14 protein-coding genes are annotated in these 12,077 nt (G+C 47.2%); 6 read left to right on the plus strand and 8 right to left on the minus strand.

What is annotated here, in order from left to right:
- Nucleotides 1–88: 88 nt before the first annotated feature.
- Nucleotides 89–1,444 carry a sodium-dependent transporter gene (locus SB847_RS00465; protein ID WP_007610324.1) on the plus strand — a complete coding sequence of 452 codons (1,356 nt, stop codon included), beginning with the start codon at nt 89–91 and terminating at the stop codon, nt 1,442–1,444.
- A 36-nt stretch (nt 1,445–1,480) separates the two neighbouring features.
- Here SB847_RS00465 and SB847_RS00470 read toward each other — a convergent pair whose 3' ends face one another.
- Genes SB847_RS00470 through sigM form a run of 3 tightly spaced genes read right to left on the minus strand, consistent with a single transcriptional unit; the run spans nt 1,481 to nt 3,316 of the window.
- Nucleotides 1,481–1,771: an anti-sigma-M factor gene (locus SB847_RS00470; protein WP_003155315.1), complete on the minus strand. Its 291-nt coding sequence runs from the start codon at nt 1,769–1,771 to the stop codon at nt 1,481–1,483.
- Nucleotides 1,759–2,835: an anti-sigma factor gene (locus SB847_RS00475; RefSeq protein WP_088005355.1), complete on the minus strand. Its 1,077-nt coding sequence runs from the start codon at nt 2,833–2,835 to the stop codon at nt 1,759–1,761. The genes SB847_RS00470 and SB847_RS00475 overlap by 13 nt, the downstream gene beginning before the upstream one ends.
- Complete coding sequence (gene sigM, locus SB847_RS00480) at nt 2,825–3,316, minus strand: RNA polymerase sigma factor SigM (protein ID WP_003155312.1); 492 nt, start codon at nt 3,314–3,316, stop codon at nt 2,825–2,827. The genes SB847_RS00475 and sigM overlap by 11 nt, the downstream gene beginning before the upstream one ends.
- 238 nt (nt 3,317–3,554) lie before the next feature.
- On the opposite strand from sigM, the gene SB847_RS00485 reads away from it, so the two are divergent.
- Complete coding sequence (locus SB847_RS00485) at nt 3,555–4,154, plus strand: lysophospholipid acyltransferase family protein (protein ID WP_007610331.1); 600 nt, start codon at nt 3,555–3,557, stop codon at nt 4,152–4,154.
- A 45-nt stretch (nt 4,155–4,199) separates the two neighbouring features.
- Here SB847_RS00485 and SB847_RS00490 read toward each other — a convergent pair whose 3' ends face one another.
- Nucleotides 4,200–5,534, minus strand: a complete 1,335-nt coding sequence (locus tag SB847_RS00490; protein WP_003155308.1) for a hemolysin family protein — start codon at nt 5,532–5,534, stop codon at nt 4,200–4,202.
- A gap of 61 nt (nt 5,535–5,595) precedes the next feature.
- Nucleotides 5,596–6,021 (minus strand): Cu(I)-responsive transcriptional regulator, encoded by a 426-nt coding sequence (gene cueR, locus SB847_RS00495; protein WP_007409263.1) that lies wholly within the window; start codon nt 6,019–6,021, stop codon nt 5,596–5,598.
- Between the two features lie 179 nt (nt 6,022–6,200).
- Here cueR and SB847_RS00500 point away from each other — a divergent pair, with 179 nt between their 5' ends.
- The 3 genes from SB847_RS00500 to SB847_RS00510 all read left to right on the plus strand — a co-directional run bounded on the left by SB847_RS00500 (nt 6,201) and on the right by SB847_RS00510 (nt 10,281).
- Nucleotides 6,201–7,385: a pyridoxal phosphate-dependent aminotransferase gene (locus tag SB847_RS00500; protein WP_410563016.1), complete on the plus strand. Its 1,185-nt coding sequence runs from the start codon at nt 6,201–6,203 to the stop codon at nt 7,383–7,385.
- Nucleotides 7,386–7,417: 32 nt separating this feature from the next.
- The gene (locus SB847_RS00505) at nt 7,418–8,662 is read left to right on the plus strand and encodes a beta-ketoacyl synthase N-terminal-like domain-containing protein (RefSeq protein ID WP_038463734.1); all 1,245 of its coding nucleotides are present in this window, start codon (nt 7,418–7,420) and stop codon (nt 8,660–8,662) included.
- A 230-nt stretch (nt 8,663–8,892) separates the two neighbouring features.
- Nucleotides 8,893–10,281: a hemolysin family protein gene (locus SB847_RS00510; protein WP_007610337.1), complete on the plus strand. Its 1,389-nt coding sequence runs from the start codon at nt 8,893–8,895 to the stop codon at nt 10,279–10,281.
- A gap of 13 nt (nt 10,282–10,294) precedes the next feature.
- On the opposite strand, the gene crcB is transcribed toward SB847_RS00510, so the two are convergent.
- From crcB to SB847_RS00525, 3 genes are read right to left on the minus strand one after another with little or no spacing between them, the layout of a single operon-like run.
- Nucleotides 10,295–10,654, minus strand: a complete 360-nt coding sequence (crcB, locus tag SB847_RS00515) for a fluoride efflux transporter CrcB (protein ID WP_007610339.1) — start codon at nt 10,652–10,654, stop codon at nt 10,295–10,297.
- Nucleotides 10,651–11,046: a fluoride efflux transporter FluC gene (locus SB847_RS00520; RefSeq protein ID WP_410563012.1), complete on the minus strand. Its 396-nt coding sequence runs from the start codon at nt 11,044–11,046 to the stop codon at nt 10,651–10,653. Before SB847_RS00520 ends, crcB begins: the two co-directional genes overlap by 4 nt.
- Nucleotide 11,047: 1 nt before the next feature.
- The gene (locus SB847_RS00525) at nt 11,048–11,764 is read right to left on the minus strand and encodes a glycerophosphodiester phosphodiesterase (protein ID WP_007610342.1); all 717 of its coding nucleotides are present in this window, start codon (nt 11,762–11,764) and stop codon (nt 11,048–11,050) included.
- A 168-nt stretch (nt 11,765–11,932) separates the two neighbouring features.
- On the opposite strand from SB847_RS00525, the gene SB847_RS00530 reads away from it, so the two are divergent.
- Nucleotides 11,933–12,037: a YhdX family protein gene (locus SB847_RS00530; protein ID WP_003155299.1), complete on the plus strand. Its 105-nt coding sequence runs from the start codon at nt 11,933–11,935 to the stop codon at nt 12,035–12,037.
- The last annotated feature ends 40 nt before the right edge of the window (nt 12,038–12,077 follow it).

Consider the following 12,077-nt stretch of genomic DNA (forward strand, 5'->3'; position numbering starts at 1 on the left):
TTTTTCGGAATAATGAAACATATTGAAATGGGCTTAAGTTATCGCAGCGAATAAGGGATAATATAGGGCGGAAGGGAAGTGGAAAGTCGTGTCTGACCAAAAAAGGGTTCAATGGGCCTCAAAAATAGGATTTATTATGGCCGCTGCCGGTTCGGCGATCGGCCTGGGAGCCATTTGGAAGTTCCCTTACGTAGCGGGTACGAACGGAGGAGGCGCTTTTTTTCTTGTATTCGTCCTCTTTACCGTGCTTTTAGGCTATCCGCTTTTGCTCGGTGAATTTATTTTCGGAAGACGGAGCCAGACAAATGCGATTGATGCCTACAAACAAGCCGCGCCGAAGTCGGTATGGCACCTCACGGGTTATGTGGGTGTGGCGGCCTGTTTTTTAGTTTTGTCTTTTTACAGTGTTGTCGGCGGGTGGATTTTGCTTTATGTGTTAAAAGCCGTTACCGGTTCTTTATCCGGGCTCACTCAGGAGCAGTACGGCACGGTGTTCGGGACGGTCATTGAAAATCCGATCCAGACTCTCATTGCGCAGCTTGTATTTATGATCATGACGGTGGCGGTCGTCGCAAAAGGCGTGCAGAAAGGGATTGAACGTGTCAGTGCGGTGCTGATGCCGATTTTATTCGTGCTGTTTCTATTGCTTGTGCTGCGATCAGTCACGCTCGATCATGCCGTTGAGGGGATTAAATTTTTATTGGTTCCGCACTTTGAAGATTTGACGCCGGAATCCATCCTATATGCTTTAGGACAGGCGTTTTTTACATTAACGCTCGGTGTTTCGGTCATGGTGACATACAGTTCGTATCTGCCGAAAACCCAAAATCTTCCTGGTTCGGCGGGTTCCATTGTTATGATGAATGTGCTCGTTACGCTGTTTGCGGGACTGGCCATTTTCCCGGCGGTTTTTTCGTTCGGCTTTAAACCGGATGAAGGGCCTACACTGCTGTTTACCGTGCTGCCGGCTGTGTTTGACCGGCTGCCGTTCGGCTCGCTGTTTTTTATCAGCTTTCTGGCGGTCTTTTTCTTCGCCGCGCTGACTTCGGCCTTTTCGATGGTGGAAATTATCGTGGCGACTGTCGGGAAAGGTGATGAAACGAAAAGAAAGAAGCTGTCGTGGACAAGCGGTCTGCTCATTTTCTTAGTCGGAATTCCGTCCTGTTTATCATACGGTGTTCTCGGTGATGTTCATTTGTTCGGAAAAACGTTTTTTGATCTTGCGGATTTCACCGTCAGCAATGTGCTGATTCCGCTCGGCGCTTTATTAATATCAATCTTCGTCCCGCTGAAAATACCGAAGCAGGAGCTGTTTGCCGAGATGAAAAGCGGTTCCGCCATCGGCTATCGTTTCTTTCAGCTGTGGTATTTCCTTCTGAAATATCTCGTGCCGCTGGCTATCATCGTCGTATTGCTGCATTTAATCGGCGTTCTTTCATTTTAAAAAAACAGGCCCCCGTAAAAGGGCCTGTTTTTATGTTTAAAAACCGAATTGCAGATTCGTATCAACCGCAACGATCGTATATACACAGACAATGACGAACAAATTGAGAATGACACCGAGCAGTCCCGGGCCCGTCCGTCCTTTTTTAATAAACAGCTCAATGATGCCGAACGGCACGGCGGCCATCGCAAACGGCAGCATCTGATAAGAATAGAAAGTCACATTGCTGATGATTGCCACGTTCAAAAGCAGCAGCGACAAAATCGCGGTACCGACTGATATCCAGCCGAAAACATTATGCTCTTTAAAAATTCTTACCAATTCCATAATTCCACCTCACCGATGTTTGCTGCTTTTACTGTTTTGTTTTTCAGCAGACGTTCGATTTCTTTTGTCGGCCCCGTCACGACAGAGCCGTATACATTCATTCCGTGATGTTCAACATAGTCGATTCGGCTGCCAAGATTCATGTCTTTGCGTTTCGATATTGCATGCGCCCATTTTTTATGGCGGGACATAAATTCAAGGGCATTGATAAATTGTTCACGGTCTGTCTGTCCTTGCGTTTCGAAAGAGGACACCATCTTGGAATCTTTCCCGGGAAATCCTAACGGCTCGGCATAAGGACTGTCTTTCAGATTTTTCTCCGTTTCGACCGCGTTCCATAAAAACTTCACATCGTATTTTTTAAAAGTCGAATATACTTGAGAAGAAGGGTAGGCCCGGTCATAAGAAAGATAGACCTCCGCCACGCTTCCTTCAGGCAATTTTTTTAATGTCTGTCCGGCTTTGTCAATCGTTCGTTCCTTTAAGCCGGAAGGATGGGCGAAATAATGCTTTGCCTGTGCCGCGTCTAAATCATAGTAGTTAACGGCAGGCGATTTGACCGTATCTAAAAACATTTCAATTCGTTCTCCGCCGACGGATTTCGTTTTTGTGCCGATCTGCTTTTGCAGCGGAAATTCCGTATTCATTCCAAACAGCTTCACCTGGCTTTTCAGTCCGGAGGTATCGACGAGGACGTTCGGCATCGTTGTCGCCACCGTCACTGCCGCGGTCTCCATTAATTGATTGCCGGTGCTTTCTTTTCCTCCCAGACCGTAATAGAGGTAGCTTCCTAAAGTGCAAAGCGGCAAAATCATCAAAGTGGAGATGACGGCGAGAACTGAAATCCGCAAATACGATTTGCGTTTTCCGTATGATAAAATGGCCTTCTGTTTTTCCGGGCTGATGCCGACGTCCCATTCCCGGTCGTCCTGCATTTCGCTTTCAATCAACTCCTGATAGACTTCCAGCTTTTCCAGTTCTTCTTCAAAGGCGGCCATTTCCCGGTCGCTCATTTCTCCATTTTTGTATTGGTAAAAACGCTTTTTAAATTCTTCATTCATCATTAACACCTCTATTATAAAGTGCTTTCAGCCGCTGTCTGGCACGAAATAAAACACTTTTAAAATTAGCCTCTGAAATATTCATAATATGGGATGCTTCTTTGTAATTCAGTTCTTTTAAATAATACAGTGTTAAGGCCTCCCGATAATTGTCGGGAAGTTCGGACATATACCCTGTCAGCACTTCCTTGATTTCAATCTGATGAGCCGGGCTTTGAACAGCCGTCTGAAAAAGGCTCCCAATTAAGTCATCGGAAATGGTCACTTCCTTTTTATGTTTTCTGACATAATCTATAAACGCATTTCTCGCCACTTGAAAAAGCCATGGCTTTACTTTGCTGTGGTCGTAGGAGTGAATGTGTATGTATGCCCTCATAAAGGTTTCCTGCAGCAAATCTTCAGCGAGATGCTTGTCTTTTGTCATGGAGAGCAGGAACCGGTAAACATCATTCATATACATTTGGTAAATTTCATCGATCGTCACTGCCTTTTCTCCCCTCTATGTTATACACGCATAAGAAAGGTTTAAAGTTGCACGTTCCATGCAAACGGCTTAAATTCATTTTCACCTCATCAAACACCATTTCTCTATAGTACCCAAAATCCGTCATAAAAGATAGAGATCGGCGGAGGAAAAATATAATTATTAGTACCAGGTAATAAAAAATATTGTTATAATAGAGAGAGAACACTTTTGATCATTACAACAAAGGAAGTGCGTTATGTATAAGTTTTGTGCAAATGCCATCAAATGCATTCTATCCCTGCGCGGAGGAGTGAAAGTGTACAATAAAGAGAATCTTCCGTCTGATAAAGGATTCGTTATCGCGTGCACGCATGCGGGCTGGGTGGACGTCCTCACGCTCGGTGTCGGGATATTGCCCCATCAGATTCATTATATGGCGAAAAAAGAGCTGTTTCAGAAAAAGTGGATCGGAAGTTTTTTGAAGAAGATTCACGCGTTCCCGGTTGACCGTGAAAATCCGGGCCCGAGCAGCATTAAAACGCCGATTAAGCTTCTGAAGGAAGGAAAGATTGTCGGGATTTTTCCGAGCGGTACGAGAACATCAGAAGACGTCCCGCTGAAAAGAGGGGCCGTGACTATCGCCCAAATGGGAAAAGCGCCGCTCGTTCCGGCCGCATATAAAGGGCCGTCTACGGGAAAAGCGCTGTTTAAAAAGGGAAAAATGCGGCTTATCATCGGCGAGCCGATTTTTTTGGAGGACTTTTCCGATCTTGCGCCGAAGGAGAGGCTTGCGGCCATGACAGAAGAGCTGAATGCCAGAATTAAAGAGCTTGAGAAAAAACTTGAACAATTGTAAATGAAAAAAAGCTTGCCGTCTGTATCAGACGCGCAAGCTTTTTTGTTATGCTTCTTTTTGTTCGGCGGTTTCCAGCAGTTCATCAAACGCCAGTTTTTTCACTTCGATATATGCGACATGGTGGCCGTCAATTTCATTAATGATAAATTCACAGCCTTCTTCGATAATCGAGTCGTATTGTTCGACGTCGTATTTCTGGGTAAGGAACCAGCCGCCGATGGTGTCGACCTCGTCATTTTCCAAATGGATGCCGAGGAGTTCGTTCACTTGATCAATCAGGACCTTGCCGTCAAGCATGTAATGGCCGTCGCCGAGTTTACGGATTTCGTTGATTTCATCGATATCAAATTCATCACGGATTTCCCCGACGATTTCTTCAATAATGTCTTCAACGGTGACAAGCCCCGCGGTTCCGCCGTATTCATCCGACAGAATCGCCATATGAACCCGTTCTTTCTGCATTTTTACAAGCAGATCGTGAATCGGTGCCGACTCAATCACATGGATGATCGGATTGACAAAATCGGTAATCGGCGAGTCGACTGATACTTCGCCGCTGATGCAGGCGGTCAGCACTTCTTTAATGTTAATAACGCCGATAATATTATCTTTGTCACCCTCTTCGACAGGGTACCGGGTATATTTTTCAATCTGAATGATGTCCATCATTTCAGAAATTTTGATATCATGCGGCAGACTGACGATTTCCGTACGCGGAATCATGATTTCTTTTGCAAGTCTGTCGTCAAATTCAAAGATTTTGTTCACGTATTTAAATTCAGACTGGTTGATTTCACCGCTTTTATAGCTTTCCGATAAAATGATGCGCAGCTCTTCTTCAGAGTGGGCAAGCTCATTTTCAGACACCGTCTCCAGACCGAACGTCTTCGTTAAAAGACGGGCGGAGTTGTTCAGAAGCCAGATAAACGGGAACATGATGCGGTAAAACCAAATGAGCGGTTTCGAAAACAGCATTGAAACGGCTTCCGCTTTCTGGATGGCGACTGTTTTCGGCGCCAATTCTCCCACGACCACGTGTAAGAATGTAATGATCGCATAGGCGAGAATAAATGAAATAATATGCGATAATGAGCTTGGTACGTTTATCTTTGTGAAAAGCGGATGAAGCAAGCGTTCAATCGTTGATTCGCCTAAGACACCAAGACCGATGGAAGTCAATGTTATGCCGAGCTGGCACGCCGATAAATACTCATCTAAATGCGTGGTCACTTTTTTGACACCGATTGCGGCTTTATTTCCTTCTGCTATAAGCTGGTCAACCCGTGAGCCTCTGATTCTGATTATCGCAAACTCAGATGCTACGAAAAATGCCGTCAGCGCGATTAAAACCGCGACTAAAATCAAATTCACAATGTCCAATTAGAACCTTCACTTCTTTTGGGAAGATGAAGGTAACACCTCCTGTTAGTAAGATAATGGTTTAACTTAACAGCAGCATAAATGATTGAAGCACTGCAAGCTTTTCAGGAGCCAGCCTTTTTTTCAGCTGGGCGCGCTCCTCTGGTTCAAGCTTTTCAAACCGATTCAAGATCACGGAGATGTTTTGATTCATGTGATCAATTTCCGATGCCAGATTTCCAATATCGTCAGGCAGGGCTGAAGAGGGAAACTGGTTCTCCAGTCGATCTTTTATATCAGACAGGGCCAATCGCTGCTTTTTACAAGCGACTATAAACTTTAACCGATTAAGTGCAAGTGTATCGTAGTAACGATAGTTCGAACAAGACCTGTCAGGCTTTAAAAGCCCGAGGTTTGTGTAGTAATCCACCGTGCGTTTCGTTACACCGGCAAGCTCTGCTAATTCACTGATGCGATAAGTCTCAGCCCCATCTAAATCCCTCCCCAACCATCACGTTATAGTTATGAGAATAGTTTAATATATGAAGGGGAGTTTGCACAAGTTTATTGTTTTCCGTCTTTCTCCTGAAACGGCGCGGCGGGCTGTCTGAAAAAGCGTTGACTGCGCCATGTAAATCTTTCATAATCATTGTAAATAGAAACGGCAGAAAAAGACAGAAGGGACAGATGACAGTGGCCGGTTTATCACGGGAAGTGACACAGAATCTGGAGAAAGGTTCATGGATACGCAAACTATTTGATGAAGGCGCTCGGCTGAAAAAAGAGTTCGGCGCCGATAAGGTATTTGACTTTTCGATAGGAAATCCGGTTGCGGAGCCGCCTGAAACATTTAAAAAAGCGCTTTGCGAAGCGGCTGAAACAGGGCGGCACGGGTACATACAAAACCAGGGGCTTCCGGAGGCGAGAGAAAAGGTTGCGCGCTTTTTGTCAGAGCGGTTTCAGACAGAAATTTCCGCCAGGCATACAGTCATGACGGTCGGAGCCGGCGGGGCGCTAAATGTCGCGCTGAAGAGCATTTTAAACCCGGAGGAAGAAGTCATCCTTCTTTCGCCTTATTTTGCGGAATATAAAGCGTATGTTGAAAATTACCGCGGCAGACCCGTCATCTGCCCGCTGACTGACTCATTTGAGATTGATATTGAAGCGGTTAAAGGTGCGATCACCCCCCGTACGAAAGGACTGATCGTGAATACGCCGCATAATCCTACGGGGACTGTGCTCAGCCAGAAAAACCTTAACGAATTAGGCGCCTTATTAAAAGAAGCCGAAGAGCGGAACGGCCAAAGCATATTTATTTTATTTGATGAACCGTACAGCCAGCTGATCTACGGAGAAGAGCAGGCGAATCCGTTTCAGGCGTATCACCGCGTGATTTTAGTCAGTTCGTTCAGTAAAGATCTCGGCATTGCGGGGGAAAGGCTCGGGTATATCGCGGCAGACGCCCAAATGCCTGAGGGCGATCTTCTGACGGATGCGTTCGTTTTCTGCAACCGGACGCTCGGCTTTGTGAACGCTCCGGTCATGATGCAGCGCGCCGTGGCGAAAATGGATGATCTTTCGATTGACGCTGAACCTTACAGAAAGCGAAGAGACCTTATGGTGGACATCCTCACAGAAGCCGGCTTCGAATTTGAAATGCCGAAAGGAGGCTTTTTCGTCTTTCCGAAATCACCGATTGAAGACGAGGTGGTGTTCTGCATGCATGCCGCACAGAAATACAAACTATTGATCGTACCCGGCAGCGGATTTGGAAAAAGCGGTTATTTCCGATTATCTTTCAGCGTGCCTTCAGAACAGATCAGACAGTCGCGCGATGTTTTCAAAGCACTGTATCAAGATTTTTCTTCATAGCTTCCAATACATAAAGATGGGAGAACGGACAAATGTCGAGGAGAAATAATGGCACGTCAGACATCAGCATTACAGGAATCGGAGTCTTAACCGCGGTCGGACAAGGCAAGGAGGCGTTTCTCGATGCGCTTATGGAGGGGCGGCACGCCTTTGATGTGATGAAACGGCCCGGCCGGCAGAAAGGCAGTTCGTTTATCGGCGCGGAGCTTAGCGAATTAACGCCGCCGGACGCGCTGTCCAAGCGCTTGTACCGAAGGGCCGCATTATCAGGAAAGACGGCGCTTATCGCTTTATATGAAGCGTGGCATGACGCTCAATTAGACGGCGCTGACCACAGCCGCACCGGTCTGATCATCGGCGGCTCGAATATGACGCAGCGCGAATTGCTGCAGACCTTTGAGAAAAACGGTGAAACGCCGCAATTTGTAAATCCGACATACGGGCTTTCTTTTATGGATAGTGATTTGTCGGGGCTTTGTACGGAGCAATTCGGGATAAAAGGGCCGGCCTTTACGGTCGGCGGCGCGTCGGCAAGCGGCCAGGCGGCGGTTATCCAGGCTGCTCAAGGAATCAAAGGAGGCCTGTTTGACCGATGTATCGTGATCGGGGCGCTGGCCGATCTGTCGTACATGGAGTGTCATGCTCTCCGTTCTTTGGGAGCGATGGGCACTGATACATACGCTGAACGGCCTGAAGCCGCCTGCCGCCCGTTTGACCGGCATACGGACGGGTTTATATTCGGAGAGGCGTGCGGGGCGATTGTGCTGGAACGCGCTGAATCTGCCGAAGAGAGGGGCGCACGTTCGTGGGCCGGCTTAAAGGGCTGGGGGATGGCTTCCGATGCGAACCGCAACCCGAATCCTTCAGCAGAGGGCGAAATGACGGTGATCCGCCAGGCGCTGGAGCGGGCAGGTCTTTCAGCAAAAGAGATCGATTACATCAACCCGCACGGCACCGGTTCACCGATCGGTGATAAGACTGAATGCCGGGCGCTTTCTGAAAGCGGCCTGTCGCACGCGCGGATTAATGCGACAAAATCGATTACCGGACACGGCCTGAGTGCGGCCGGAACGGTGGAAATCATTGCTGCTCTCTTGCAAATGCGGGAAAACAAGCTTCATCCGATCCGAAATTTAACGGAGCCGATTGACGATTCATTTCAGTGGGTGACCGACGGGCCGAGCGCCCATACCGTACACCATGCGTTAAGCTTAAGCATGGGATTCGGGGGGATTAATACGGCGCTTTGTTTAGAAAATCATTTCCGAAGCAGATAACGGCAGCCTTCTTTTTGAAGGCTGTTTTTTATATGATAAAAAAATCTGAAAATGATGAAAGAATGGAGTTGTGATACAATAAAATATACAAATGACAATCATGCTTTGACTTAGGAGGTGGCAGGATGGGGCCCTCTGTGTAGTCAATCACCCATTTCGTTCCTCTCGCTTAAGAAAAACGATGAAATCAGGAGGTGACGTCCTTATCCTTCAATTCGGGATAAGGTGAAATGGACGATATTGACAGTTTGATTTTAATCGGTGTGCTCATTGCGTTAACGGCATTTTTCGTGGCGAGTGAATTTGCGATCGTCAGAGTGAGGAGATCCAGAATCGATCAGCTCATCTCAGAAGGGAACAGACGGGCGGTGCTCGCAAAGCGTATCATTACGGATCTTGATGAGTATTTATCCGCCTCGCAGCTTGGCATTACACTCACATCCATCGGGCTCGGCGTACTGGGAGAGCCTGCATTTGAACGGATGCTTCATCCTGTGTTTCAGGGCATGGGGCTGCCGGATTCTGCTGAGCATGTGATTGCTTTTGCTGCGGCGTACGGGCTGATTACGTTTTTACATGTCGTCGTCGGTGAGCTTGCGCCTAAAACGGTTGCGATTCAAAAAGCGGAAAAGCTGACGTTATGGATTGCCGGACCGCTTCGGTTATTTTACGTGTTTATGTTCCCGTTTATTTGGGTGCTGAACGGCTCCGCGAGAATTCTGACCGGTTTGGCCGGATTAAAGCCGGCATCTGAGCATGAAGGCTCCCACTCTGAAGAAGAGCTGCGGATCCTGCTGTCAGAAAGTTTAAAAAACGGAGAAATCAATCCGTCTGAATATACGTTTGTGAATAAAATTTTTGATTTTGATAATCGGATCGCCAAGGAAATCATGATCCCGAGAAAAGAAATCGCGGCTGTTTCCACTGATATGGACGTGCCGGAAATGCTTGATATGATGCTGAAAGACAAATATACGCGCTGGCCCGTAACGGACGGGGACAAAGACAGTGTCATCGGCATGATCAATACGAAGCATCTCTTTTCAGATCTGCTGTTTATGACAGAAGATGAAAAAGCGGAAGTATCCATCACGTCCTACGTCCGCCCGGTGATTGAAGTCATCGAGACGATCCCGATACACGACCTGCTGATAAAAATGCAGAGAGAACGGATTCATTTGGCGATATTGTCTGATGAATACGGCGGAACGTCCGGTCTTGTGACGACCGAAGACATCCTTGAAGAAATCGTCGGCGATATCAGAGACGAATTTGATGAGGACGAACAGCCGCAGATTCAAAAGCTGTCCGAACGCCATTATGTGCTGGACGGAAAGGTTCGGATTGATCAGGTGAATCATCTTCTCGGCGCAGGAATTGAAGAGGAAGTCGACACGATCGGCGGTCTTGTGCTGAAACGGAATATTGACATCTGTGCGGGTGAGTCGATACAAATCGGGGGATACACTGCCCTCATATTAGAAATGGACGGCCGGTTTATTAAACAGCTTGAACTCAAAGAAGAACAGGGCCGCCCGGGCGGTCAGGGAACAATAAACCGCCAGCTGCCCGTGCCTGAAACGGTCATGCTTCATAACGCAACCTTGAGCGAAAAATAAGCTCAAGGTTTTTTTAAATGGACATGATAATGAAGCCGCACCAGAACCCCAAAAGGCTTCCGGCTGCTGAAACAGCGATGTAGAGCAGGCTTTCCTTTATGCGGTTGTTCATCATCAGCTGCACGGCTTCAATACTGAACGTGGAAAAGGTCGTAAACGCACCGAAAAAGCCTGTCGCGATGATGATGCCGGCGGAAGGATTATCCAGGCCCAGTCCGGTGAACATGCCGAGGCCGAAGGAGCCGAGCAGGTTGACCGCAGCCATTCCAAGCGGAATCGGAAAACCTTTTGTTCTTTCTGAAATTGTTTTACCCAGCAGAGACCGTAATACCGCTCCGATACCCGCTGCGATAAGCATCAGGACAATCGTCATGGTGTATCATGCCCCCTTCCTGCTGCGTGAAGGGCAATCCGCCGTCCCCAAAAAATGCCGGCGTATGCAAGGGCAAGACCAGCGAATAAAGTCGCGGCAGCATAACAAAAAGCCGCTGCGGGAGACGATTGCAGCAGAAAAATGGTTTCTTTTGCGAAGGTTGACATCGTCGTGAAACCTCCGCAAAAACCGGTTCCTAAAAAGGCGGTCATAAGAGGGCGTTTAGCCCGAATGATGAAATAACCCGTAATAAGACCAAGTAAAAGGCTTCCCGCCGCGTTTTCGAGGAAAGTGGCCGCCGGGAAAGAACCGCTGTGAATGTGCGTGCTCATTTCAAAGCGGAGCAAAGCGCCAAGCGCGCCTCCGATAAAAATTGCGATGTATTGTTTCATATCAGCCATCCTTAGAAATAAAATCCGGAAAATCAGTTACAATGCCGTCAACTGCCATCATTTGCAGCTTTTCGGCCGTCTTTTGATTTCTGACCGTCCAGGCAAATACTTTCAGGCCGTGTCTGTGAGCGGTGGAAATCAAGAACCGATTCAGACGGGTATATTTAATATTGACATAATTTACGGCTGATTTGTAGGCGTTCAGCTGGTTTTTGGAAAACATCCCAAAGCTGGGTCTTGCAATAATTGCAGTCGGAACGGACGGATACATGCCGTGAAAGGTCTGAATCGACTTGAGGCTGAATGATTGAACGATAGGGTGGATGGAAAAGGAAAACCTGCTTAACAGCTGGCCGACTGCTTTTTCAAGGCCGACTTGAGAAACGTGCCCCTTCAGTTCAATTAAAAATCCGATTTCAGAATGATAACGCTTCAGAACCTCTTCGAGCAGGGGAATCCGCTCCCCTTTAAACTCAGCCCCATACCAGCTGCCGGCATCCAGAGACTGCAGCTTCTTCAGCGTAAAATCTTTTACAAAACCGGAGCCGTCCGTCGTCCGGTCGACTTTGTCATCATGGATGACGACAATCTGACCGTCTTTTGTGAGCTGGACGTCAAGCTCAATGAAATCAGCGTTCATTTCGGCAGCGATATCAAATGCCGCAAATGTATTTTCGGGCGCGTAACCGGAGGCGCCGCGATGAGCGATGGTATACAAGCTTGTCAGCTCCCCTCATGGGCATTTCTGTTATTATATCAGATTCGTATATGCACAGCGATTCAAACTGGTGAATGTGCAAAACAGTATTTTTTGGAATAAAGATAGTGCTTTTTTCGGTTTACAATCCGCATTGATGATTTATAATGGCAAAAAGGAGGCGAGATCATGGGAAAAGGGAGATTGAAAGTGGAAGAAAGAATTAAGGCCGAAACCGATGCTGAAATCCAAAAAGCGACTCTCCTGAAACAGACACAATCAAAGAAGAAATAGTGCCTGACCCTGTTGTATCTGGCTGAAAGATGAACGAATG

The organism is Bacillus sp. SIMBA_026, assembly GCF_046535335.1.
Classification (GTDB): domain Bacteria; phylum Bacillota; class Bacilli; order Bacillales; family Bacillaceae; genus Bacillus; species Bacillus velezensis.

Bases quoted from the DNA above. Each gene is read 5' to 3' on its own strand.
- SB847_RS00470 (WP_003155315.1), bottom strand. From the start codon at position 1,771: ATGGAATTGGTAAGAATTTTTAAAGAGCATAATGTTTTCGGCTGGATA.
- SB847_RS00475 (WP_088005355.1), bottom strand. From the start codon at position 2,835: ATGATGAATGAAGAATTTAAAAAGCGTTTTTACCAATACAAAAATGGA.
- SB847_RS00485 (WP_007610331.1), top strand. From the start codon at position 3,555: ATGTATAAGTTTTGTGCAAATGCCATCAAATGCATTCTATCCCTGCGC.
- SB847_RS00500 (WP_410563016.1), top strand. From the start codon at position 6,201: ATGACAGTGGCCGGTTTATCACGGGAAGTGACACAGAATCTGGAGAAA.
- SB847_RS00505 (WP_038463734.1), top strand. From the start codon at position 7,418: ATGTCGAGGAGAAATAATGGCACGTCAGACATCAGCATTACAGGAATC.
- SB847_RS00510 (WP_007610337.1), top strand. From the start codon at position 8,893: ATGGACGATATTGACAGTTTGATTTTAATCGGTGTGCTCATTGCGTTA.
- crcB (WP_007610339.1), bottom strand. From the start codon at position 10,654: ATGACGATTGTCCTGATGCTTATCGCAGCGGGTATCGGAGCGGTATTA.
- SB847_RS00520 (WP_410563012.1), bottom strand. From the start codon at position 11,046: ATGAAACAATACATCGCAATTTTTATCGGAGGCGCGCTTGGCGCTTTG.
- SB847_RS00530 (WP_003155299.1), top strand. From the start codon at position 11,933: ATGGGAAAAGGGAGATTGAAAGTGGAAGAAAGAATTAAGGCCGAAACC.